The sequence below is a fragment of the Flavobacteriales bacterium genome (assembly GCA_016716605.1).
Taxonomy (GTDB): domain Bacteria; phylum Bacteroidota; class Bacteroidia; order Flavobacteriales_F; family PHOS-HE28; genus PHOS-HE28.
Map to the genome: position 1 here is coordinate 1 of JADJWA010000002.1, position 22,303 is coordinate 22,303.

General features: G+C 61.7%; 24 protein-coding genes. 18 read left to right on the forward strand and 6 right to left on the reverse strand.

Annotated elements, in window-relative coordinates; genetic code table 11:
- Window positions 1–712: 712 nt before the first annotated feature.
- On the reverse strand, window positions 713–871 hold the full coding sequence (locus tag IPM12_14870; protein MBK9149084.1) for a hypothetical protein: 159 nt from the start codon (window positions 869–871) through the stop codon (window positions 713–715).
- 32 nt (window positions 872–903) lie between these two features.
- On the opposite strand from IPM12_14870, the gene IPM12_14875 reads away from it, so the two are divergent.
- Window positions 904–1,074 (forward strand): hypothetical protein, encoded by a 171-nt coding sequence (locus IPM12_14875; GenBank protein ID MBK9149085.1) that lies wholly within the window; start codon window positions 904–906, stop codon window positions 1,072–1,074.
- Window positions 1,075–1,104: 30 nt separating this feature from the next.
- On the opposite strand, the gene IPM12_14880 is transcribed toward IPM12_14875, so the two are convergent.
- Together IPM12_14880 and IPM12_14885 are read right to left on the reverse strand one after the other, a co-directional pair.
- The gene (locus IPM12_14880; GenBank protein ID MBK9149086.1) at window positions 1,105–1,911 is read right to left on the reverse strand and encodes an aromatic amino acid lyase; all 807 of its coding nucleotides are present in this window, start codon (window positions 1,909–1,911) and stop codon (window positions 1,105–1,107) included.
- Between the two features lie 761 nt (window positions 1,912–2,672).
- Entirely contained in the window at window positions 2,673–2,834 is a 162-nt protein-coding gene (locus IPM12_14885) for a hypothetical protein (protein ID MBK9149087.1), read from the reverse strand.
- A 439-nt stretch (window positions 2,835–3,273) separates the two neighbouring features.
- Between IPM12_14885 and IPM12_14890 the strand changes: the two genes are divergently transcribed.
- From IPM12_14890 to IPM12_14940, 11 genes are all read left to right on the forward strand, one after another.
- A complete protein-coding gene (locus tag IPM12_14890; GenBank protein MBK9149088.1) occupies window positions 3,274–3,474 on the forward strand; it encodes a hypothetical protein in 201 nt (66 codons plus the stop codon).
- 2,642 nt (window positions 3,475–6,116) lie between these two features.
- Complete coding sequence (locus tag IPM12_14895) at window positions 6,117–6,353, forward strand: trehalose-6-phosphate synthase (GenBank protein MBK9149089.1); 237 nt, start codon at window positions 6,117–6,119, stop codon at window positions 6,351–6,353.
- A gap of 292 nt (window positions 6,354–6,645) precedes the next feature.
- Window positions 6,646–6,951 (forward strand): trehalose-6-phosphate synthase, encoded by a 306-nt coding sequence (locus IPM12_14900; GenBank protein MBK9149090.1) that lies wholly within the window; start codon window positions 6,646–6,648, stop codon window positions 6,949–6,951.
- Window positions 6,948–7,223, forward strand: coding sequence for a hypothetical protein (locus IPM12_14905; protein MBK9149091.1), 276 nt, complete (start codon window positions 6,948–6,950; stop codon window positions 7,221–7,223). Before IPM12_14900 ends, IPM12_14905 begins: the two co-directional genes overlap by 4 nt.
- A gap of 543 nt (window positions 7,224–7,766) precedes the next feature.
- On the forward strand, window positions 7,767–8,447 hold the full coding sequence (locus IPM12_14910; GenBank protein MBK9149092.1) for a hypothetical protein: 681 nt from the start codon (window positions 7,767–7,769) through the stop codon (window positions 8,445–8,447).
- A gap of 1,692 nt (window positions 8,448–10,139) precedes the next feature.
- On the forward strand, window positions 10,140–10,406 hold the full coding sequence (locus tag IPM12_14915) for a chloride channel protein (GenBank protein MBK9149093.1): 267 nt from the start codon (window positions 10,140–10,142) through the stop codon (window positions 10,404–10,406).
- Window positions 10,381–11,298, forward strand: coding sequence for a chloride channel protein (locus IPM12_14920; protein ID MBK9149094.1), 918 nt, complete (start codon window positions 10,381–10,383; stop codon window positions 11,296–11,298). Before IPM12_14915 ends, IPM12_14920 begins: the two co-directional genes overlap by 26 nt.
- A 133-nt stretch (window positions 11,299–11,431) precedes the next feature.
- Window positions 11,432–11,698, forward strand: a complete 267-nt coding sequence (locus tag IPM12_14925) for a hypothetical protein (protein ID MBK9149095.1) — start codon at window positions 11,432–11,434, stop codon at window positions 11,696–11,698.
- Window positions 11,699–11,888: 190 nt separating this feature from the next.
- On the forward strand, window positions 11,889–12,104 hold the full coding sequence (locus IPM12_14930; GenBank protein ID MBK9149096.1) for a hypothetical protein: 216 nt from the start codon (window positions 11,889–11,891) through the stop codon (window positions 12,102–12,104).
- 170 nt (window positions 12,105–12,274) lie between these two features.
- A complete protein-coding gene (locus tag IPM12_14935) occupies window positions 12,275–14,521 on the forward strand; it encodes a T9SS type A sorting domain-containing protein (GenBank protein ID MBK9149097.1) in 2,247 nt (748 codons plus the stop codon).
- A 165-nt stretch (window positions 14,522–14,686) separates the two neighbouring features.
- Entirely contained in the window at window positions 14,687–15,298 is a 612-nt protein-coding gene (locus tag IPM12_14940; protein MBK9149098.1) for a hypothetical protein, read from the forward strand.
- A gap of 475 nt (window positions 15,299–15,773) precedes the next feature.
- On the opposite strand, the gene IPM12_14945 is transcribed toward IPM12_14940, so the two are convergent.
- Window positions 15,774–16,067, reverse strand: coding sequence for a DUF3892 domain-containing protein (locus IPM12_14945; protein ID MBK9149099.1), 294 nt, complete (start codon window positions 16,065–16,067; stop codon window positions 15,774–15,776).
- 103 nt (window positions 16,068–16,170) lie between these two features.
- Window positions 16,171–17,115, reverse strand: a complete 945-nt coding sequence (locus tag IPM12_14950; protein MBK9149100.1) for a hypothetical protein — start codon at window positions 17,113–17,115, stop codon at window positions 16,171–16,173.
- A gap of 88 nt (window positions 17,116–17,203) precedes the next feature.
- On the opposite strand from IPM12_14950, the gene IPM12_14955 reads away from it, so the two are divergent.
- Genes IPM12_14955 through IPM12_14970 form a run of 4 tightly spaced genes read left to right on the forward strand, consistent with a single transcriptional unit; the run spans window position 17,204 to window position 19,582 of the window.
- The gene (locus IPM12_14955; protein MBK9149101.1) at window positions 17,204–17,842 is read left to right on the forward strand and encodes a sigma-70 family RNA polymerase sigma factor; all 639 of its coding nucleotides are present in this window, start codon (window positions 17,204–17,206) and stop codon (window positions 17,840–17,842) included.
- 48 nt (window positions 17,843–17,890) lie between these two features.
- Window positions 17,891–18,256, forward strand: a complete 366-nt coding sequence (locus tag IPM12_14960) for a hypothetical protein (GenBank protein MBK9149102.1) — start codon at window positions 17,891–17,893, stop codon at window positions 18,254–18,256.
- Window positions 18,246–19,043, forward strand: a complete 798-nt coding sequence (locus tag IPM12_14965; protein MBK9149103.1) for an ImmA/IrrE family metallo-endopeptidase — start codon at window positions 18,246–18,248, stop codon at window positions 19,041–19,043. Before IPM12_14960 ends, IPM12_14965 begins: the two co-directional genes overlap by 11 nt.
- A 44-nt stretch (window positions 19,044–19,087) precedes the next feature.
- A complete protein-coding gene (locus IPM12_14970) occupies window positions 19,088–19,582 on the forward strand; it encodes a hypothetical protein (protein MBK9149104.1) in 495 nt (164 codons plus the stop codon).
- 61 nt (window positions 19,583–19,643) lie between these two features.
- On the opposite strand, the gene IPM12_14975 is transcribed toward IPM12_14970, so the two are convergent.
- Window positions 19,644–20,204, reverse strand: coding sequence for a hypothetical protein (locus IPM12_14975; GenBank protein ID MBK9149105.1), 561 nt, complete (start codon window positions 20,202–20,204; stop codon window positions 19,644–19,646).
- A gap of 215 nt (window positions 20,205–20,419) precedes the next feature.
- Here IPM12_14975 and IPM12_14980 point away from each other — a divergent pair, with 215 nt between their 5' ends.
- Both IPM12_14980 and IPM12_14985 read left to right on the forward strand, forming a co-directional pair.
- Window positions 20,420–20,929, forward strand: a complete 510-nt coding sequence (locus IPM12_14980) for a hypothetical protein (GenBank protein MBK9149106.1) — start codon at window positions 20,420–20,422, stop codon at window positions 20,927–20,929.
- Window positions 20,930–21,669: 740 nt separating this feature from the next.
- Window positions 21,670–22,302 (forward strand): fibronectin type III domain-containing protein, encoded by a 633-nt coding sequence (locus IPM12_14985; protein ID MBK9149107.1) that lies wholly within the window; start codon window positions 21,670–21,672, stop codon window positions 22,300–22,302.
- Window position 22,303 lies beyond the last annotated feature (1 nt).

Below are 22,303 nucleotides of genomic sequence, written 5' to 3' on the forward strand. Positions count from 1 at the left end.
GATCGTCTGCACGCCGTTCGGCGTGGCATTCACGGTCATGTTGCACGGCTGCGCCCACCCCTCGCTGCAAGCGAAGCCTGGTGACCGCGAAGGGCCAAGGCCCTGAGTGAATGTCGCGTATGTGGGCGCACTTGTGGGTGTGAAAACTACCGGGGCATTCATTTCGGATGGGCAGAGCGAGATCCCGGGTTATCAATCGTGCCGCTGTAGATGGATCGAGCGTCCAGCGGGTCCGTTGCCTTCAACCATCGACGAAAGCCGTCTTTGCACCGCCGAGCTCACCTCCAGTGCGCGATTGAAGACTCACGAAGCGCCCACCGTCCGGAATCACCACCGGCGCTCTTCACGTGCGCGATGGGCATCAGCCGGTTTATCAGCGTGGATGCGCCAATCCCTTCATACCGGTTGAGCTGGCCTTCCCACCCCAGCACGGCAGCCATCTGGATTCGCAGCTGGGCCAACGCGGCATCGCGGCGGTGAAGGCATCAAAGAGCGCGATGTCCTCCCGCGTTTCCAGCCCCATCTGGTAGCGCACCATGGGCATCACGCGTTCGGGGGGGGTCGCCGCGAGAAGTCTCTCCGCATGCGTGCCGCGGGAGCAAGTGCGTGGGCGGGGGCATCTCGTGCGGCCCCTTCCAGCTGCTCACGGTGATGGTCCGCACGGGTTGGGTTATCGCAGCCATCTCCTCCTGCGCAACCATGCCGCCCATGCTCACGCCGCTGATGAGGGCATGCGTGGCTTCGTGGCGTTCACGCGGCGAGCCAGCACCTCGGCGTAGTCGCGGAGCGTGCCGCTTTCCGGCATCTGCGCTGAATCCAATGCGTGCCCCTCATGGCCGGGCAATTCCAGCTTACTGGAAGAGGCGGCCATCGGCGCCGAGACCGGGGAGCAGGTAGAGATCCATGGCCTACGCCAACTCGCGCAGCATCGCCACTGCCGCTTCCACCGGGCCGTGCATCACCACATCGTCGGTGATGAAGGGCACGCGTTTCTGCACCGGTCACCAAGGGCTTCCACCGGGCTTCGCGCTGCGCAAAGGCCTGCGGAACTCCAGCGCTTGCGCTGCGGTGTGAGCAGCCTCGATAGCGAGCACACGCTCCACATCATGCACGACATCCCAGGTCTTGATGGCTGGCTGCGGCGCCCATGCTCACATGGTCCTCCTGCCCGTCGGTGCTGTCGATGGTATCGACGCTGTTGGGCATGCACTGCTTGTTGGCGCTCACCAATGATGCGGCCGTGTACTGCGGATCATGAAGCCGCGGTTCAACCCGTCCTTCGCTACCAGGAAAGGCGGCAGGCCGCGCTGACCGCTGATGAGTTTGTAGATGCGTCGCTCGCCGATGCTGCCGAGCCCGGCCATCGCGATGCGAAGCAATCGAGCGAGAGCGCCAACGGTTGTCCGGGCGAAATTGCCTGCGCGGATTTATCAGGTCGTCGTCGTCGAAGACGGTCGGATTGTCGGTGACGGATTCCAATTGCGTTGCACCACCGTGGCCATTGCATGCGATGGCATCGCGGCTGGGCGCCATGCACCTGCGGGACGCAGCGGAACGAATACGCATCCTGCACGTGCGGCTCGCGCACAGCGATCGCGCTGCTGGCGAGCAGTTCGGCGTACGTGCCCGGCCACTTGCGCTTTCGACTGGGATGGCGCACGGCGTGGTACGCTCGGATGGGAAAGGCTCCGTGCGGCTGTCGGGTTGCATCAATCGAGACCGCTGCGCATCATGTCGGCGATGCGCGAGGCGCATGCTCTTCACGGTGAGCAGCGCGGCGAAGTGTTCGCGAACTGCGTGCCGTTGAGCAGCGCGAGTCCCTTCCTTCGGTCCGCTGAGCTCCAACGGCGCCCAACCGAGCTTTTTCAACGCGGCAGCAAGCGCCGTCATGCGCCTGCCGCCCATCACCACTTCGCCAAGACCAAGCAGCGGTGAACGCGAGGGGCGCGAGCGGCGCTGAGGTCTCCTGATGCGCCGAGCGAGCCGCGCCTGCGGCCACCACGGGCAGCACATCGGCATTGTGGCTGTCGACCAAGCGCTGAACGGGTGGAGAACGCCACGGCGCTGTGGCCGAAAGCCCCGTTCTGCACCTTCAGTACGAGCATGCAGCGCACGCATCTCCCGCCGGCACGGGCCTGCCGCTGCCGCAGGCGTGGGTCATCACCAGGTTCTTCTTCTGCAATTGCGCCAGGTCGCGCTTCGCGAGCGCGCGATCAGCGCAAGGCCCGAAGCCGTGCGTTCACGCCGCGATCGGCGCATCGCTGTCCTTCAGCTTCTGCAGCAACCAGGCATGGCTGCGCTTCACGGCGCCTACGGCATCCTTCGCCAGGGCGATGACGGGCTTTTCCCGCGCAGGATGGCACTCAGCCCTGTAAGGCTCAGGCCTAGGCGTTAATGGCGTTGGGTCTCGGTGGGTGTGTTTTCGCGTGGTCGGACCCCAGTGGCTTCGACGCTACGGAAGCGGGGACAATTGATCTGATCATATTCTCTATTGATACGGCCTCGCCCTTCTCCCCTGCCCCCATCTTCTCTCTTCATAGGGTCACTCAGACCCACGTTCATTTCCGTCTCGCCCACGATGGCCACGTAGGGATTCCTTTCTTCTCGGCGCAGATGCATCTGTTTGGGCAGCTTCTACTTGGTCGGGATACAGCTCCGCTGCGATGCCCGCTTCACGCACCCGCCGCAACAGCCTTTACCCAATGCAGTGCTTCCTCCTCGCCGAAGGAAGAAGAGCAACTTGGTGCTGTCGCCAATTCCGCCGGGAACTTGTTCAACTCCAGCATATTATCGTAGATGCGATCGCAATCGAAGCTGATGCCCACGCTGCTCATGCCCTTCAGGCCGAAGAAGACACCCGTGAGGTCATCGTAACGACCGCCGCCGCAGATGCTGCTTTGGTAAGGTGCCTTCGGCGGCCTTCACCTCGAAGATGGCGCCAGTGTAATAGTCGAGGCTGCGGGCGAGCGTCGGGTCGAACTCTGAGCGTCGCGTCCTTCATCGTGCCGACGTTATCGAAGGTGAAGGAGAGGTCCTTCAACCCTTGCTGCGCGATGATGGATGAGAGGCCAGCTACTTTTCCAGCAATGGCCGCTGGTTCGCTCCAACTGCCCTTCAAATCGCGAAGAGCGGCGCGATGTCGGTCGTACCGTCGCTCACACCTTTCGTTCGCATCTCCTCCTCCACTTCCTCGCGACTTCGCATCTTGTCCAGCTTGTCGATCGCAGGTGACGATGTCCACCACCTTCTCCGGCTGGCTCGCAAACCTCGGCGATGCTGCTGAGCACCTTGCGGCTGCCGGACCACCACCACCTTCGTGCCGAGCGCCGTGAAGACCTCATCGAAGAGTTGCACGAGTTCCACTTCGCTCAGCAAACTCGTGCTCCCGATCACATCGGCATCGCACTGGTAGAACTCGCGGTACCTGCCCTTCAGGACGAATGGCGCGCCACGGCCGGATCTGGTAGCGCTTGAAGGGAAAGGCGATCTCGTTCTGGTTCTGCACCACGCAGCGCGAAGGAACGGTGAGGTCATACCCCAACGTCTCACCCGGCGAGGCCCTTTGGTTTCGATCCTGTACCGCGCTGCCCGTACCGGCGCCGCAGCTTCATGTATCTTGAATATGAGCCTGTCCCCTCCTCCCCATACTTGCCGGTGAGCGTCTCCAGGTTCTCCATGGCGGGCGTCTCCAACGGGAGGTAACCGCACTTCTGAAAAACCTTCTCGATGGTGCCGAAGATGTATTTGCGGCGCAGTATTCCACGGGACCGAAGTCGCGGGAGCCTTTGGGAATGAAGGCTTGCGGCCATGGGCGGCGAAATGTAGAAGCCGTGAGCGCTTCTACTGGTTCGCGCGTGATGCTGGAAGCGCATGCGCGCCAGGCGAGAGGGCTATCTCAGGAATGGGCGGAAGGAGCACGAGGTATTTCGCGACCAGGCAGCGCGGAAACCGAGCATAGCCGGTCGCTCTTGTGCGGCCTTCCGTAACGCCAGATGTGGAAAGAACCTCCTCGCGTAGCCCCTGGAAGGGTGTTGTTGAGACACCCCCGCTCGGCTCAGGGGCAGCTATCCAGCGTCTCATAGGTGCCTGACCGTGCCTGGGGCCTCCGCGAGGCTCCGGGTCGCGCTTATCCGGAGCGGCGACCGGCTGAGGTGGACGCGCCGGCGTAGCGTGGGCGGGCGGGACACGGAGCCACGAACCAACAGCGAGACGCCTTGCCGATCGGAGCGGTGCCGAACTGACCGAATCGGAAACCGCGAGACACCATCAATCAACCACCGCTGAAGCCTTCGCCCTGGTTGGCTCCAAGCAGTGCGAAGAAGCACACCGGTTGCCTGCGTCGACGGCTTCCAGCGCCTCATCGACTCGGCAAGTGCCCGCAGTCGATGCCGGCACTGGTGGCCACCTAACAGGCGCTATTGCCCGTGCAACAACCCGCCTCACGTGAGCTTGCTTGATCCCTGCAGCCAGGAGCAACTGCCCGATCACGCTCCACGCTCCCGAGGCGTTAACTTGCCGAGCGTTCCATCTCGCATTGCTTGTCGTGCCGAAGTGCGACATCGCGTGAGCGGGCTCAACCTGGGCACCTCGCCCACGTATGCATGAGGCTTTCCCGATCGGATTGGCTCGTTACCTGGGCTTCACGCGCGAGCCTCTTGTTCACTCGCCAAGCCGTTGTTGGCCGCAATCCAACCGCAATGGGATGCGCAGTTCCAGCGATCTCATGATGGCGTTGGCTTGCACTGGCGGTACCGGGTTGGGCTGGTTGCTGGTCTGCCGGATATGTTGCGGGAAGTTGGCTCTAATCACCGAGAGCCCCATTGACGATGGCGATCGTTCGGCGTTCAACGGCATGCTGCCGGATCTGGTGCGCCTTCGACGAGACGTCCACCTACATTATGCGTTCCGCCGAATCCGGAAGGCGAGAGGCATGCATCGAACCCGTGGCGTGATGCTGATGCTCACGTGCTCACCATCTGCCGTCGAGTGGCGGCGCGCGTATCGGCCCAAAATCTGCAATCCACGAAAGCGCCCCGGAGGTTGAACAGCAACGGCCTGATCTCGCATCATCGCGCGCGTGTGCTCATCTTTCCGTCGGAGCACTTATCGTCCTCCACGACTCGGCACATCTCCATCGCGCCGATGGTAACCGCTCTCGGCGGGGCGGTTTGCGGTGGCGCTCTTCTTCGCGTTGCGGGGATACGCTCAAATCTGTTCGCGGGCCTGTAGTCGACGCTTCGCCAGTGAACGGGCGACTACGTGAAGCTGGAGAGCGGCGAAGAAGGCTACCTCACGGAGAGATCACCTGGCGCAATACTACCATCCGGCGACGCTTCCAACACACGATCGTGGTGCCCAACGCCAAGCTGGCCTCCTCCATCGTGCAGAACCATCAGCCCGGATGCGGAGGGCGGTTCTCGTGCAAGTGGGCGTGAGCTACGACAGCGACCTGGACCACGTCGAAAAGGTGACCATTGCGACCGCTGGCCAGGTGCTGCGTCGGCTGCAATCCCACCTTGAAGGATTTCTGCGTCATCCGTTCGGTACCACACGCCTGCCGAATCGAGCATCGGCTTTCGGCGATCCTGCGCCGCGGAATTACCGAGCGCTTCCAACTGATGGCGAATTTCATCAAGGCCCTTCACCAGAAGTACCGGGAGGAAGGCATTGCGATCCCGCATCCGATACGCACCGTGAAATGGATGTGAGCAAACACCGAATCATGAAGAGTGAGAACCGCCTCGACTCATCGCTTCCAACCGCCTGCTATTCCGCTACACCGAGCGCGAAGGCCGAACCATCGTAACGCCCAGCGCAGGAGGCCTGGTGAGTAGCATCGGATCCTACCTCCTGACAGCCGACGGGCCCGGCACCGATGGACCAGGCGCGACCCAGTAGGGGTAGGCGCCACCGAAGTGCGCACGCGCCGACTGGCAACGTTCGTCGCCTCCGGTGCCCAGCCTGATGGCGGGCGCTATGAAGTGCGCCCCGTGGCACTGCTGCCGATGTGACGCGCGACCGGCAACGACAACGGTTTCTCCAATAGCACCTTGCGCCGCTGTTCCACTATTTCCCCTTCGGTGGCGCTAGGAGCAGGATTGGTTCGACCACGCCGCGTGGCCAATCAGCTTTTTCTTGAAACGCTGGAGCAGACCGCACGACCCCGCGACCGGGTGTGGATACACGACTATCATCTGATGCTCTTGCCGGCCAGTGTAACGCGAGCGCTTCCTCGGACATGCCCATCAGCCCCTCCACATCCCTTTCCTCCTACGAGATGTTCCGCCTGCTGCCCGCCGCACGGCGCAACCGAACTGCTCGAGGTCCCTGGCGCCGACCTGGCGAAGCCGTAAGCGCACGACCACGCGCATTACCTGCTGGAAGAGTGCGGCAGCCGCTCGGGTAGCGAACCGACCTGCGCGCCGTGCGCGGCCGCGCCCATTCCACGGTGGTGGATGCCTTCCCGTGAGCATCGATCCGGCGCGGTTCCGCGGAGGTTTTCTGACGACCACGCCGTGGTGGCCGAGAAGAACCTGTTGCGCCGAAGCACCATGGGTCGCTTGATCCTCTCCAACGACCGGCCGATTACATCAAGGGGCGTGCCAAACGACACGCAGGGCTACGAGCCTTGATACGCATCCCGAGATGGGGGCAAGGGTGACCTTCTATCCTGTCGATCGTCCCATCATCGCGAGATGCCGAGCGACGCCAACACCGCGAGCTGTAGGAGGGCATCGAAGCCGCGGACGGACTTCGATCAACGGGCGCTTTCGGAGGCGTGGACTGGCAACCGGTGGGTACCAGTACCGATCGGTGATCCACAAGAAGCTGTGCGCACTCTACCAGTCCGCCGATGTGGCGTCGATCACGCCGCTGCGCGATGGGATGAACCTGGTGGCGAAAGAGCTGTGGCGGCGGGCGATGACCGCGCGCGCGGCCGATCCTGAGTGAGACCGCAGGGCCGCGAGATTGAGCCGGGGAGCGCCATCATCATCAACCCCACGCGGGACCGCGATGCGATCGCTGGCGCGCTGCTCGCCGCATTGAGACATGCCACCCGAGGGAGCAGTCCGCGCACGGCCGAGACGCAGCAACGACTCACGCGCGGCACGACGTGGTGCGCTGGGCGAGAGGATCCTCCTGACCAGCTGGACGGCGCGGTGGCCATCCGCCGCCAGCTGCAGGTGAAGGAAGCCACCCCGAGGTACGCCAGACATTCCTGAGCGCCTATGCCAAGGCCCGGTCGCGATGGATCTTCCGCATCAAGACGGCACCCTTTGGTTCCCTTTTTCCAAACGGCCCGCCGAGCTGCGCCAGGCAAACCGCGCTCCGGTCCTCCCGGATCAGCTCGCCGCATCCGCGCAACGCCGTGGCGATTGTGAGCGAGCGCGACCGAGAGACACGCGTTACGCCTGGTACGGCGGTCTGCCCGTGCACGATCGCCGAGCACAGGCTGATGCCAGGCCCCTGAGGTTCATGGTCAGTTCCAGACTGGAGGACCGAATGGAAGGAGTCCGCATCTTGTTCAGCAGTTCCACGACGCCGCCCGGGCTCACTGTGGAGAAGACGACCGCGGTCGCCTCGGATAATCGCGGTGCCGCGCAGGACTGGGCTTTATGCCCCGCGAACCGGTGAACGTGTTGAACGACATGGCCCGCCCGTTCGATTTGCAGAACATCGAAGGAACATGGTCTCGAGGTGCGGCCTAGGGCATCGACAAGGAACGGCGGTAAAGGGCCCCGAGGAGCGCCCCTTGGCGAATGGTCATGGCCATCGGCGACGACCGCACGGATGAGGACATCTTTCAAGGTGCTGCCCATCGATGCCATGAGCATCAAGGTGGGCATGGTCCCCTGCGCGCGCGCTACAACGTGCGCAGCCACGAGGATGTCCTCGCCCTGTTGGGAACCCTTGCCGCCACCCCATCCGGCGGTGGTGATGGTGTTTGCTTGATCCGCATGCACGCATGCACAGGTCCATCATGCAGGCGGTCGCTGCCGATCCAGCGCCACGGCAGCGTTGATCAAGCCGACGTGCGAGAAGGCCTGCGGGAAATTTCCCAGGTGTTCGCCCGTGACGGCGTCCAATTCCTCGGCATACGCTCCAGTGGCGCGCGCGCAAAGCATCCGCTCGAACAGGTTGCGCGCCTCGTCCACATTCGGCTGGCGAGGATCAGCGCTTCAATGAGCCAGAAGCTGCAGAGCACGAAGGTGGCCTCGCTCCTCCTCCACGCCGTCCGGCGCGTCCAGGTAGCGATAGCACAGACCGTTGTCCACCAAGCGTGTGTTGGTCGCCTCGATGGTCGCGAATATGCGCGGCAGTCGGCGCCGTCGATTAAGCCCAGGATCGGCAGCATAAGGTTCGCGGCGTCCAGCCGTACATCCTCATACGATTGCATGAAGGCCTGCAGCAGTCGCTCCATCCATGGTGCAGCACGTCGTTCTTGATGCGCGAACGATGGTCCTTCCAATGGTCACATCTCCCGGCAGACGGTACCGTTCCGCCAGCTGGATTGCGCGGTCGAGCGCCACCCAGCACATCACCTTGCCGAAGAAGGTGCCTGTGGCCGCCGCGCACCTCCCATATCCCGTTCTCCGGCAACTGCCAATGTTCGAGCACCAATCGATCAACGGAAGCACGTGCTGCCAAAGGGGACGCGGATCCGGAGGGCTTTCGTGCACGGCGAAGTGGATGGCATCGAAGACTTCTCCGAACACATCAAGCTGCAACTGCCGGGCAGCCGCGTTTGCCCACACGAACCGGCTTTGGAACGGCGGTATCCTTCCAGGTGATCGAGTTCGATCTCCGCCACGCTGCCTTCCGCACTCAGCGGGGTACAGCACTTGCAATTCCGGCCTAACTTCCTGTCCCTGAAGAGCCATTTGAAGAGTTCCTCCTCCTCCTCCAGGTAGCCGGGCCTTCATCATAGCGTTCAGGGTGAAGGAGGCATCGCGTATCCAGCAGAAGCGGTAATCCCAATTGCGCACGCCGCCGATCTCCTCCGGCAGCGAGGTGGGGTGGGCGCCGCCGCGATGGCACCGGAATCCTGGTCGTTGCAGCAACTTCAGCGCGCACACCACTCTCACCGCCGTCCGGTAAGGACCGATGTACCGCAGCGCGCCGACCAACCGTGCCAGTAGGCCAATGTTCCGTCCACGCCTCAAACGCGTCCCCAGTGATTTCCATTCCTGGTCCGCCAGGCATAGGCGGAGCGCTCGCTCGCGCTCATCGTCATCGCGTGCTCGATGGCATGCGCTTGCGCGTCGACTTCCCACGCACCGGGTGCCGTGCAGTGGAAAGCGCCGAAATGCGCGTCGTTGCCATGCAGGTTGAACACGGGCTCAATCACTGCCATTGCCAGGGCGCGGCATGCACCGAACGCATCCGCACCGTTTCGCCAAGCAATGCATGCGGAACAATGCGCCGGGCCTGGCTCCATGCTTCCGCTTTCGGGGTCACATCCATGAAATCCAATGTCCGCACACGACCTCATCGCAGGTAGGTGGTCACCAGCACGTTCGTGCCGGGCATACTCGTGGTTCGAGCGGAACGCTTCCGTAGGTTGCAGTTCCCAGCTGCCACCGCGCGCACGATCGAGCAAGCGCGCGAAAAAAGGGGAATCGAAATGCGGCGCGCAACACCCAGGCGATCTTCTCCCCGGCTGCTGACCAGGGCAGCGGTCCGGCAACGCCGATCAGCCCATGGTCCGCGATACTTTGGTGCGTGAGGTTGTGGCTCCATGGTCTGGTGTGCGCGGGTGTTGGACTTTTGCGGTCACGAAGCGGGGTTCCGCTCGCGGCAAAGTTCGCCATGCACGTTCCTACTGTCGCAAGGCCTGACCCATGTTCTTCCCCGTTCACCATCATCGGGCCTGCACCGGATGTGGCGCATGGTGGCATACCCTGCCAGGCAAGAACTTCGCAGCGTTGCCCAGCGCTATTGCGGCTCACATTCCTGCCATCGCATGAGATCCGGTACTGGCGCGGGCGCTACTTCCGGGGAGAACACCTCACTGGCGATCGCGGGCATCCCGACCGGGATCTTCCGCGCTCGCGCGGTGGCCCTGAAAAACAGGGCGTGTCGGAACTGACGCGGCTGTTGCACGATTGGCTGTTCGGCTCGCGCCGCGCTGACTGCTCGTGCTGCTGATACCCACCAGCGGGATCCTGCTCTCGGTGCTCTTCACGCAAGTCTTGGCTCAGGGGAAACTGGGCCGCGGACTGCCCTCGGTGCTCAAGGACGAAGGAGAACAAGGGCGTGACCCGAATTCTCATAAGCTCTATTCGCAGGTGGTCACCAGCATACTCACCATGGGCACCGGCGGATCGGCGGGGCTGGAAGCACCCATCGCCGTAACGGGGGCGGCTTTAGGGCAGCAACATGGCGCGCTGGCTGAAAGTCGATGAGCCCTCGCGGCAATTGCTCCTTGCCTGCGGCGCGGCCGCCGGCATCTCGGCCATCTTCAACGCGCCCATCGCCGGGGCCATCTTCGCGCTCGAGGCCATCCTGCTGAACATCGCCATCCCCATGGTGGTGCCGGTGCTCATCGCCTCGGCCTCCTCCGCTTTCGTCTCCTCGCTCATCTATCGCGATACGCCCTTCGTGCTGATCACCGATTCGTGGAACGCGGCCGCCCTGCCCTACTATTTCGGACTGGCGCTGGTGGCAGCGGGTCTTTCGTTGTACAACGTGCGCGTCTACTTCTGGATCGGTGCCCGTTTCGGACGGTGGAAGGCGCCTTACGCCAAGGCAGTGGTGGGCGGTCTCCTGCTCGGCTCCTTGATCCTGTTCTTCCCACCCTTGCTCGGCGAGGGTTATCACGGCGTGGAGAGCCTCCTCAGCGGCGACGCGCACCGGCTCGCGGCGCACGCCCCCCTGCAATTGGGCCTCGGCGATTGGAACTTGGAAGGGCTCGTAATCGCCCTCATGCTCCTGAAAGTGGTGGCCACCTCCCTGACACTGGGCGCCGGCGGCAATGGCGGCATGTTCGGCCCATCGCTCTTCATCGGCGGCATGTGCGGCTTCGCCTTCTCCCATGCGGCCAACCTCTTGGGGATCGCCCAACTCAACGAAACCAACTTCACCGTGGTGGGCATGGCGGCGGTGCTCAGCGGAACCATCCACGTGCCGCTCACCGCCATCTTCCTCATCGCGGAGATCACCGGCGGCTATGCTTTGTTCGTGCCGCTCATGCTGGCCACCTCCATGAGCTACCTCATCTCGCGATCGGTGCAGCCGCACTCTTTTACAGCAGGCCGGCCACCGCTGCGCAGGAAGGCGCATCCGCGCGGTAGCTGAGCTATCCAAATCTGATCGGCCTGCTCCGGGCCGCCATCCCAGACTCGACCGGGACCACCCTCGAATATCTTCGTGCAATGCGCCACCACCTCCGCCTTCGTGCCCCCTCGTATTCGTCCTCTCCATCACCAGCATGCTCGCATGCGCACAGGTCACCTTCGGTGTGATGACCGGACCAGTGAACGCCCGGGCCGAGTTCTACGATGGCATTGAGGTGAACACCGACCGCCGTTGGGGCATGAGCGCAGGCGTGCAACTCAGCCTGCCCATCGCGAAGCACCTGGGCCTACCATCGAGCTCGCATACAGGCAGAAGGGCTTCGATGAGTTGCCTGCGAAGAACGCCCCCGGCAATCCCTACCACCACCGCTGGACCTACGATTACCTCGACCTCTCAGTGATGCTGCGGTATTACACCGGCACCGCACCGCGCGGTATCTATCTGGGTGCGGGACCATGGGTGGGGTCCATGCTCAGCGCACGCGTGCGTGACATGAAGGCGGGCCCCTTCAGCCCCACGGCCCCCACCGTTGTGCAAAGTGGACCTGTCCGCGCCATCGACCCAGGTGGTTGGGCTATAACACCGTGGACATGGGATGGTGCGTCGGGGCAGGTGTCAATTTGCCCCTTGGCGCCACCTGGATCGGCGCGGAGTTCCGCTACCAACAAGGCATGGCGAACATTCACAACGGCTTCACCATGGTGGACCTGAACTGGGTAACCGGTGGGAAACTGAATAGCAGGAACCGCTGCACGATGGTCAACATCACCTGGATGTTGCCGTTGGGGTCTTTAAAAGAGCAATAGCACAACCATTTCATGGCTGGGTAGGCGCATCCGTTCAGTTTGTAATGATCAATCGCGTTTTGAATCCGCGTCCATCAGTGCGCATCCGTGGTTTGTTGCATTCTGTCTTCAGCGCCGACTGGCGCTTGTAGGCTGAATCTGCGGCGAGCCCTCTGCCCGACCTTTGCCCCATGCTCCATCGTTCCGCACTGCTCCTGCCGCTGCTCCTCGTCCAATCTGCATCCGCGCAGACTTGGGAATTGGTGACGCCCGTGAAGACCCGGAGCGAACTGCCTTCCGTGCGCATGGTGGATCCCACCACGGGCTTCATGATCGACCGCGTGCTCGGCTTCGTGATGAAGACGACCGATGCCGGTGCGAGCTGGGAGCGCAAGCCCTACAACCTCATCGACAAGCCGCGCGTGCTGTGGATGTGGGACGATCAGCGCGGCATCATCGGCGCCAACTCCGGCCGCTTCTATCGCACCACCGATGGCTGGGCCTCGGCGAGCTCGGTCTATCAGCCCACCTACGGCAACCTGGGCACCTTGCACTTCGTGAACGACACCCTGGGCTGGGCCGGCAGCGAGAGCGGCAAGATCGTGCGCACCACCGACGGCGGCGCCACGTGGACCTTGCAGACCAGCGGCACCACCAACGCCATCGTGGCCCTGCACTTCGTGAACGACACGCTGGGCTTCGCGGCGGCCACCGGCGCCATCCTGCTGCGCACCACCGATGCCGGGGCCAACTGGGTGCCGCTCACCACGCCCATCACTTACAACATGCGTGGCATCCACTTCTTCGATGCGCTCAACGGCATCGCGGTTGGCCTTGGCGGCGAGATCATCCGCACCAGCGACGGCGGCGATAGCTGGACGATGCAAAGCAGTCCCACCACCAACAGTTTGCTCAGCCTCTTCGTGCAGGGCAGCACGCTGATCGCCACAGGCAACAACGGCACCGTGATCCGCAGCACCAACGGCGGCAACAGCTGGAGCGCGCAGACCCTCGACCAGTTCCAGGACCTCTACAGCGCGTGGATCGATCCCAGCGGCATCGGCCTGATCGGTGGCGAGGCACGCGTGTACCGCACGTTGGACTTCGGCGCCACGTGGACGCCCGTGCAGATCGGCACCTACCACACCATGTTCAACAAGGTGAGCTTCGGCACCGAAGCGAACGGCGCCTCCGCGGGCTGGCAGACCATGGGCGGCCTCGAGAATGGCGTGGTACGCACCACGGACGGCGGACGCAGCTGGACCAATGCGAGCACGGGCGCAGGGCAATGGCTCGGCGTGCATCTCCGCCCGAATGGCATCGGCTGGCTCGGCGGTGGTGTAGGCGCCAACCGCCATACCACCGACTTCTTCGCCACGAGCACCAACCACCCCGGACCCAATGTGGCCATCCGTTGCACCTGGGCCTTCAATGCCACCACGGCCGTGGTGGGCGGCGGCTACGTGAACGGCGGCTGCTACCGCACCACCAACGCCGGGGCCTCGTGGCAGCACACGCTCGATGGCGGCAACATCTACGACCTCTGGTTCGTGAACGACACGCTGGGCTTCGCCGGTGGCGAGGGCGGCCTGCTGGCGCGCACCACCGATGGCGGCATCACCTGGGAATGGCTGGACCCGCCCACCAACGCCGATATCAACAGCATCTTCTTCCTCAACGATACGCTCGGCTTCTACGCGGGCAACGGGGGCGGGCGCACCACCGATGGCGGCGACACCTGGACGCCCCTCTTCTCACTGCCGCAATACACCATGAGCATCTTCTTCACCGACCCCGATACGGGCTATGCGGTGAGCGTGAGCGGCTACGCGCTGCGCACCACCAACGGCGGCGACGATTGGACCTACGTGGTGCCCGAGCCCTTCGATGTCCTCATCGGTGATGCGACGATGGTGGATGGCGCGCTGATCGCCGTGGGGCGCTACGGCGATGTGTACCGCGCAGCCCTGCAATGCCCCGCCGAACCGGACGTGCCGATCGTGTTCCAGAGCGGGGAGATCCTGTGGACCGCCTGGCGACCGCAGATCCAATGGTACCTCGATGGCGCACCGCTGCCCGATGCCACCTGGCCCTGGATCACCGCCACGGCGAGCGGCAGCTACACCGTGGTGGTCACCGATGCGCTCGGGTGCACCAGCGCGCCGTCAACGCCGGTGCAGATCATCAGCACAGCAGTGGAAGAGCGCGTGGCGGATGCGTTAACGGTCTTTCCCAACCCCACCAGCTCGACGGTCACGCTTTCGTTCGCGAACGATGGTCCGCACACCGTGCTGCTCTGCGATGCGCAGGGTCGCGTGGTGCGGAGCGAACGCGTAATCGGATCCAGTGCCACGCTCACCCTGGAGGATCTGCCACGCGGACTGTACCTGCTGCGCGAAGCGGGGAGCCCAGGGGCCGTACGGGTGGTGCGGGAGTGAGACAGGGGCCAAGTGACCGCTGATGCCTGCTCTTCGTTCCGACATGAGCGACAGGGTCCCTTTCAGGAGACCCTGTCGGAGTGGCGATCGAATTCACCGCTCCCTGTTGGGAACGACACACCCGCCACTGAGCCGTTGACCGGCGCAACCCAACCTTTGGGTGGCATGGCCATCCCGCTGGAGCAACTGGAAGCAAAGCTGACCGAGGCCCGGCGCCTTTACCCCGATGTGGAGCGCAGCATGCGCTTGCGCGGCGCCATCCTGCAGCACGCCCTCCAGAAGAACCCGCAGGCCTCCACTGGCGGCGACTACATGTACCGTTACAAGCACACGCAATGGCGCTGCCGCGTGCGCGTAACGCCCACCGGCTTGCAGACCCATGCGCTCATGTGGTGGTGGCACGGCCCGGAGGCCTACCGCAACGAGGCGCTGGACGCCATCCTGCTGCGCGGGCACAAATTCCCCCTGCACTTCGATAGCCACTTCTGGGGCCGCTGGGGCTTGCGCACCGAGGTGATGGGCGTGAAGCTCACCAACCTCATGGGCTTCTTCAAGCAATACCCCGACCTGCCGATGCGGCAAGGCAAGCGCTTCTACCCCGCCCAGCCGGAGTTCGCCGCCGCCATCGACCAGGGCCTGGTCTTCGGCAGGCTCAACGGCAAACGCATCATCTCCTGCGATACCTTCAAGGGACCGGACATGTTCAGCCCGGAGGAGCGGCAGCTGTGGGAAAAGCTGCGGAAGAAGGATGCCCACCGGATCGATCACACGAGATAGCTCAACGCGCCTACGAACCGCAGGGCCCGCCCCACGCGCACAAGCATGCACGCGGGCGAGACCTGCGGAGGTTTGAGTTGTCGCCGTACACGCCGCTGCCCGCCGGGCTCAGCGCCTCCCCGGGCCCGGGGTCGAAGTCCACCTGGGTGTTGGCATTGCCGCAGGCGTACACGTTGCCCTGCGCATCCACGGCCACGGCCTTGCCCACCCCATAGCCCACCGGCGCGGCCCACGCGAAGACCTGCGCGCGCGCAACGAAGGAGGACGTAAGCAGGGCGAGGGCGAGCAGCGGGCGGAGGAATTGGAGCGTAAGTAGATAGTGACCAAGGCAAGGGCGCGGCGATCAACGGGGCGTTCATCGATGTGGGCGTGCCCCTCTTCCGGCTCATGAGCCGGGACTCGGGTCGCGCTTTCCCCTCTTAGTCCTCGCCTCCTTCGACGGTTGCGGTCTACCCTCTACGATCGCTCACGCAAATCACGCAACCGGGCACTCCGGTAGGCTCAGGAGATTGTTCGGCTGATCACCGTCACTCTGGGTCTTCAGGTACTTGTTGCCGTACTGGCTAGTCGCCACGATGACCCACACGAAGTCCCCGCGAACGCTCACGAAGAACCGCCACTTCCCGGATTCGATGCCCGCGATGGCCTCTTGCTGCGTCAGGCGCCATCGAGTGCCGTTGTCGTTCACGCCTCCCACATACTGGATGCGCTCGTGAGGGTTGTACCTGTCGCTCTTGTTGATGCACCGAATTTGATGTGTCTCTGCCATTGTTCTTGGGGCTTTTGTTGCGCCCCACCTGTAGAATGCAGAACCGTGACAGCGTGCAGGTCATGCGCGCTTCTGATCTGACGGTCGCCGCTCGGCAATGATCTTACCCAGTCTTCCAGTTCTGATGGTGCTTCACGCGGATGAAGTTGGCATCCGGCCGAGCGAGCAGCTCGAGCCGTGAGAGCTTGCTCAGCTCCTGCCAGTCCTCGAACATAACATAGACCGCATTGCCGTATTCCGTGTTCTCCAGCACGATCAGGTTGGCCGCGAACATGGCCCCGAAGTAGCGCCTGAACCCGCTGCTTCCGTTCACCCACTGCACCGGCCTTAGGCTCTCGATGAACTCGTAGCGGTCCTTGATGCGGGCCAAGATCAATGGGTCCGGGTTACGATGGCGTCCGGCGATCCGTCGGATGTTCTCCTCCCCTTGACCCGGAGGGAGGAACTCCCAGCGCACGTAGAGAGTCCGCTTGTAGTCCTCGGCGGTGGCGGTGGAACTGAACACATCGGCCTCACCGAAGTTCTCGAGCAAAAGGTTCAGGTCGAACAGCAGCAGTGCATCGAAGTTGGGGGCGGTCTTGGTGAGCACCTCGTTGACCTGGCACTTCAGCGTGTACAGATTGATGCCGTTGTCGGTCTTCGTTTCGATCAGTTCCAGGGAAAGGCTCAGCTCACGCGGGGCGTGGTACTCCCGTTGGAAAACCGACCTCGTCTGGTGGAGGGAGAACGTACCCTTGCTGTAGTCCCCCCATATCGGTCGCTCACCCAGGTAGAAGGTCTTGAGGACCTTGGGTTCATCACGAAGGACAACCTCCCACCCCAGCCTGTTGCGTCGGCTGTAGCGGCCGCGGCCTTCGGCAGGGAGCATCTCACCCTCGGGCACCACAACGCGGCCGTCTTCCATCCGCACACCCAAGTGAGCGAGCGCTCCACGGGACAGTTCCTGTTCACTTATGCTCCGTGATGCGGCAACGACGACGTCGTTCGAGGCGATAGTGGTGAGCCTATGCCTGACGTGCTCGGAGATCTTCAGATAGTTCTTCTTCATGTGAGTTAGTTTCTCAGTAGAACTCACAACCGTGACATTTAGGAGCTGTCACGGTTCCGCATTTACCTTGTGAGCGGAAAGCCGGACGATGGCAGAAGCAGGCGCTACGATCTCGGAGTCCTTCACGGACTACGCTGATGAGGACCTTTTGGTCGTCATCTCAATGAAAGATGCCCCTGCTGAGCAGAATGCGGCCTTCCGAGAATTCTACAGGCGCTATCGCACCTTTCTGTATGGAGCAGTCAGACTCGTGTGCAAGAACATCTCGAACGGCCCTCACACTGCAGACGACATCTTTTCGCTGGTGACGGTCCGTGTTTTGGCACATGCCGGTACGTTCAGCACGCGCGGCGTATCCGATAAAGCAGAAGTAGTGAGGACGATAAAGGGCTGGCTGATGCGCATTGCAAAGAACACGCTCTTACAGGTGCTCCGCGAGGAAAACAAAAGAACAGGGGCCAATGCTGAGATAAGCCTTGAAGAGGGGAAGGACATCGCGAGTGAGGAGGATGAAACAACTCCTTCATTCGGCCGCGAGTTGGTTACGCACGCCATGAATACCATTGGTAACGAACGCGACCGGCACATACTCATGGTCTATTGGGAGTATCACGAGCCTGGACAGGGGAAATCAAGCAAGGAATCTTCCATCCGACGTACTAGAAGGTTTGGTGGCGCGCTACCAAACAACGCCAGAGAACATCCGCCAAATCATCTCCCGGTGTAATAGAAAGGTGTTTGACTACCTGAAGGCGAACTACCAACCGAAGAGGAAATGAGCAAGGAGGTCAATTTGAACTCTGGCCTAGGCCCGGATGACGCATCCTTCGAGAAGGGCTGGCTGAAAGCACTTCGACGATTCGGGTTCGTCTTTCCAACCACGAAAGAGGAGTTAGAGAGCTTTGAGAAAGAACTCGCGAAGGAAAAAATCGAGCTTCCAAGTCATCTAAATGACCCATTCGAAGTGTTACGCAGAGGTGAATCAATCTCATTGAATTCAATGGGTGACTATTCGAACAAGTCCATTGAAGAGAATCTGGCGAGAGCTGCGAGGGAAGGTGGCGTGATACCCGATGATGTTGCAGCGCAAATGAAGAAGGACAGAAGTAGTACCGAGGAGTCCGGTGGGAATGCTGAATGAATATCGTAAACAGGAGATCATCGATCTCGCCGAATATGTCGCCGCTTCCTATTGGAAAGGGCAGTCGCTCGATGTCGAAGCGATAGCTCGTGGCAACCAAATTACCTTCTCGTATGGGGATTATGGCCAATCATTTGACGGGCTACTAGAGCACAGGTTCGGTCACTTTCACATCTACATCAACCTGACCCGTCTGAAAGAGCCTGACTCTCCTCGTGGCCGATTCACATTCGGGCATGAGCTTGGGCACTTCTATATCGACGAACACAGGAACGCGCTGGCCGCCGGGATACCTGCACATGCCTCATTCAATCGAACTGAGCAGACGAACGAAGCGGAACGCGAGGCTGACTTCTTTTCCTCATGCCTTCTCATGCCCTCTTCGCATTTTCGTCGGGCGTGTATGACGCGGCCACTCTCGGCGGCGACAATTCAACATTTGGCCAGCACCTTCGGCACTAGTATCTCGGCCACCATCTATCGGTACTTCGAACTTGACATGTTCCCAATGGCCATGATCAAGACCAAGAATGGGATTGTTCAATGGGCCAGAAACACGGAGGGCTTTAAGTATCGCTACTGGCTTCCTAAGAAGAATACGCCTGTACCGCCCAATTCAAATGCCGCTGAGTATTTCGAGAAGGGCACGAAGTACGACAAAGAGGATGAGCTTCGTCCCGATGATTGGTTCAACGGTGACGAGGTGGATAGGGACGAGCCAATGTACGAGTTGAGCTACCCCAATCGCGACACGGTGCTTAGCTTGGTTTGGCGGAAGCATGGATAGAAGCAAGTTCCGGAACAGGACCTCCCTGAGAAATAGACTCTACTATGTCCAGTCGTTGGAACCACCCAGGGTTGCCGCACAAGGGATGGCGATTGGTGGATGTAGAAGACATCCGCTCTGAGGGACAGTCAGAGTCGGAGACGGACTACGAGACTTGCCAAATGTGCGGCAATGAAAAGATCCGCTTCGTTCATACCGTGAGCCACCCGGAGCATGATGAAGAACTTAGGGTAGGGTGTGTTTGCGCTGAGAAAATGACCAGCGATTATTCGACACCACGGCGTCGTGAAACTGAACTAAGGAACAGAGCAAGCCGTCGGCGGAACTGGACGAAGAAGAAATGGAAAGTCAGTGACAAGGGCAGCTACTATCTGAAGCTTGACGGCAAACTTGTGCTCATCTACCGTGATAAGTCAAGTTCTCAATACAAGGTGAAGGTCGACGAAACCTGGGGCAAGAAACGCTTCAAAGACTTGGATGATGCCAAGATGGCGGCCTTTCAAGGCATTGAGTATCTGAAGGAGCTTGGAACTTGGTAGGTCCACGCTTCCTAATACAAGCGTTCCGCGCTAATGGGTAAGCGAATCGCTGTGTTCAGCCTCATGTGATGTCACCCCCTACCATCTCTCGTATCATCTTGAGAATTTCCTCAATGCCGTCTTCGATATACTTGGCATCCTCTCGAATACGAATCAGGTTAAGCTCTATGGTCTGTTCACCTCGAAGAGAATCTATCACATAGTGGTAGCGCCACACTTTGTCGAGAATGTCATTGCACTTGGACAGAAAGGCCTCTGTAAGGAATGGTGCGTTGTGTGCCACCAGTACAGCGCATTTCTTCTGAGGGTCGGGGATTCGGTCGAGGTATTCGAGCGACTCTTTGGTTAAGGTCTCAAGGCGTATACCACCTCGCAGAATTGGATCCTTCCCTTTGGTACGTTCTTCCCATTTATGCAACCAGGTTGAGTCAAGGTGCCACAGAACCTTCTTGACGCACTCTTTCATACTCACCAAGTCTTTGGTCATTGTTCTGAAGGCCTCCCATCGGCTTTCAAAGGTCTTGGCATACTTCACATTCTCTCGCTGCTGGATCAGGGCGTATTGATGCTCTAGTTCTTTCATTTTGACCTCGAACGCGCTGTCAATCCATTTCTTGGCCATGTGCTTCAGGAGAAACACTAGGCCGGTCACCCCTACACTGAAGAGAAGGAACACCTGAGCGAAATGGCCCCAAGGAGTAATCATCGATGCCAAGATCGCAGGAAACGAAAGAAGTCTACCAATCATCCGGCGGGTGTCACTCCCCACGGCACCAACCGCCTCCGGTCAACCCCGCATTTCGCGTGAGGCGCCTACCTTGGTTCCTGCCCACCCCAATGCTGCGCCACCTGGCATTTCCCTTCATTCTGCTGCTCGGCCTTTCGGCCGCGGGTCAAACGCCGCCGGCCTCCAAATACAAGCTGGAGCTGCTGTCCATGATCCGGTCGGACTCCACGCGTGGCCGCAACGACATCCAGGCGTCCATCCTGGTAACGCCGCTGGAGATCAACGAGTGGCCTCCCTTGCTGAGCATGCGCGTTGGCATCCGGATCAACGAGCAGGACAGCATCACCTACCTGCCCCTGGACGACGGTCCGGGGCCGGATCATGTGCGCCTAATCCTGTATGACAAGTCCACCATCGCCGAGAAGAACGCGAAGCTGTTCGCCCGCATCGGCACCCGGTTGGACGCCATCGGCGAGCAGGAGAACCTGATCCTCTGGTTCCAGTTCCGGGACATCAGTGTGGAGGCCATCACGAAGATGGCGATCACCTACGGCCCGTGGGAGAAGAACGACAACGACAGGCGGATCGAGGAGACATTCACGGAGCGGTTCAAGGAATAGGTACCGCGCCGGACCGTCCCACGCATTTTCCACTGCCGCAGGCCCTTCCGTTCCCGCAGAACCGGGATGAAACACTTCGGGGACCCTGCGTCCTTGGCTAACGAGCGACAGAGTCCTCTTCGAGAGGCCCTGTCGAGGTTTGGATGCCCGCGCCTCACCATTGCATCATGCCGCCTCGCTATGAATCGTTGTCGCCTCGCTAATGCGTGGCGTGGCCTCGCGATAGGATCATGTCGCCTCGCTATTGCGTGCTGTCGCCTCACTATTGTATCGCGTCGTCTCGCTATGATGAGCCGTCGCCTCGCTATCGTATCGCATCGCCTCGCTATTGCATGACGTCGCCTCGCTATCGTATCGCGTCGCCTCACTAAGGTGACGCGTCGCTTCGCTATGGTGACGCGTCGGCTCGCTATCGCATGGCGTCGCCTCGTTATGGTGTCGCGTCGTCTCGCTATAGCATGACCACGCGCCACTATGGTTTCGCCTCGTCTCGCACTGGTGAGACGAGGTCCTCGTGATACGAGCGCGGCTATTACGCGCGTGAAGGCGCATGCCGCCGGCACGTCCTGAATCCGCATACGCGCACTCCAGGACCCTTGCGCGCCAAGGGTTCCCGAAGGGATACGGCAGCGAACGCTGCCAGGCGAACGGCAGCGATTGTTCCTGTGGCCGGCATACGATTCGGCGCGCGGCGGCGCTTCCTCATCAACCAATCGTTGGTCCACGCACGGCCCCGTACCATGGCAACACTGCTGTATATCGTGAAGCTCGCACTCAGCGGACTAAGCCCCGCCGCGCTCGTGGAGCGCGCCCGTGCCATCATCGCGGCGCTTACGGGCAACGCCGATTTCACCACGCCCGTGCCCACGCTGGCCGCCGTGGGCGCCGCCGCCGATGCGGTGGAGGCCGCCGACACCGCCGTGCTGAACAACGGCGGCAAGCAGGACTACCTGGCGCGCAACCTGCGCGTGCAGGAGCTGCGCGACCTGCTCGTGCTGCTGGGCGCTTACGTGCAGGTGACCAGCGGCGGCGACCCGGAGAAGATCCTGAGCGCGGGCTACCCGTACCGCAAAGCACCGGAGCCCGTGGGCCCGCTGCCCGCGCCGGGCAACTTGCGCGTAGAGGTGAACAAGCTGGCCGGCCAGCTGGACCTGGCCTGGGACCGTGTGGTGGGCCGCATGTTCTACGAGGCGCAGTCGAACTCCACCGACCCCGCCGTGGAGGCCGACTGGAAGTCGCTGGTGAACCAGAGCGACAACACCTACAGCGCCACCGGGCTTACCGGCAACAAGCTCTACTACTTCAGGGTGCGCGCGGTGGGCGCTGCTGGCGCCGGGCCCTGGAGCGACCCGGCCGCCGAGAGGCCGCGCTAAC

What these genes read in the sequence shown, in the direction of transcription:
- IPM12_14910 (MBK9149092.1), top strand. Translation starts at nt 7,767, where the DNA reads ATGGCCATCGGCGACGACCGCACGGATGAGGACATCTTTCAAGGTGCT.
- IPM12_14980 (MBK9149106.1), top strand. Translation starts at nt 20,420, where the DNA reads ATGCTGCGCCACCTGGCATTTCCCTTCATTCTGCTGCTCGGCCTTTCG.
- IPM12_14985 (MBK9149107.1), top strand. Translation starts at nt 21,670, where the DNA reads ATGGCAACACTGCTGTATATCGTGAAGCTCGCACTCAGCGGACTAAGC.
- IPM12_14920 (MBK9149094.1), top strand. Translation starts at nt 10,381, where the DNA reads ATGGCGCGCTGGCTGAAAGTCGATGAGCCCTCGCGGCAATTGCTCCTT.
- IPM12_14870 (MBK9149084.1), bottom strand. Translation starts at nt 871, where the DNA reads ATGGCCGCCTCTTCCAGTAAGCTGGAATTGCCCGGCCATGAGGGGCAC.
- IPM12_14955 (MBK9149101.1), top strand. Translation starts at nt 17,204, where the DNA reads ATGGCAGAAGCAGGCGCTACGATCTCGGAGTCCTTCACGGACTACGCT.
- IPM12_14960 (MBK9149102.1), top strand. Translation starts at nt 17,891, where the DNA reads ATGAGCAAGGAGGTCAATTTGAACTCTGGCCTAGGCCCGGATGACGCA.
- IPM12_14890 (MBK9149088.1), top strand. Translation starts at nt 3,274, where the DNA reads ATGCTGCTGAGCACCTTGCGGCTGCCGGACCACCACCACCTTCGTGCC.
- IPM12_14975 (MBK9149105.1), bottom strand. Translation starts at nt 20,204, where the DNA reads ATGGCCAAGAAATGGATTGACAGCGCGTTCGAGGTCAAAATGAAAGAA.
- IPM12_14925 (MBK9149095.1), top strand. Translation starts at nt 11,432, where the DNA reads ATGCTCGCATGCGCACAGGTCACCTTCGGTGTGATGACCGGACCAGTG.
- IPM12_14935 (MBK9149097.1), top strand. Translation starts at nt 12,275, where the DNA reads ATGCTCCATCGTTCCGCACTGCTCCTGCCGCTGCTCCTCGTCCAATCT.
- IPM12_14875 (MBK9149085.1), top strand. Translation starts at nt 904, where the DNA reads ATGGCCTACGCCAACTCGCGCAGCATCGCCACTGCCGCTTCCACCGGG.
- IPM12_14965 (MBK9149103.1), top strand. Translation starts at nt 18,246, where the DNA reads ATGCTGAATGAATATCGTAAACAGGAGATCATCGATCTCGCCGAATAT.
- IPM12_14930 (MBK9149096.1), top strand. Translation starts at nt 11,889, where the DNA reads ATGGGATGGTGCGTCGGGGCAGGTGTCAATTTGCCCCTTGGCGCCACC.
- IPM12_14885 (MBK9149087.1), bottom strand. Translation starts at nt 2,834, where the DNA reads ATGAGCAGCGTGGGCATCAGCTTCGATTGCGATCGCATCTACGATAAT.
- IPM12_14970 (MBK9149104.1), top strand. Translation starts at nt 19,088, where the DNA reads ATGTCCAGTCGTTGGAACCACCCAGGGTTGCCGCACAAGGGATGGCGA.
- IPM12_14945 (MBK9149099.1), bottom strand. Translation starts at nt 16,067, where the DNA reads ATGGCAGAGACACATCAAATTCGGTGCATCAACAAGAGCGACAGGTAC.
- IPM12_14950 (MBK9149100.1), bottom strand. Translation starts at nt 17,115, where the DNA reads ATGAAGAAGAACTATCTGAAGATCTCCGAGCACGTCAGGCATAGGCTC.
- IPM12_14940 (MBK9149098.1), top strand. Translation starts at nt 14,687, where the DNA reads ATGGCCATCCCGCTGGAGCAACTGGAAGCAAAGCTGACCGAGGCCCGG.
- IPM12_14900 (MBK9149090.1), top strand. Translation starts at nt 6,646, where the DNA reads ATGGGGGCAAGGGTGACCTTCTATCCTGTCGATCGTCCCATCATCGCG.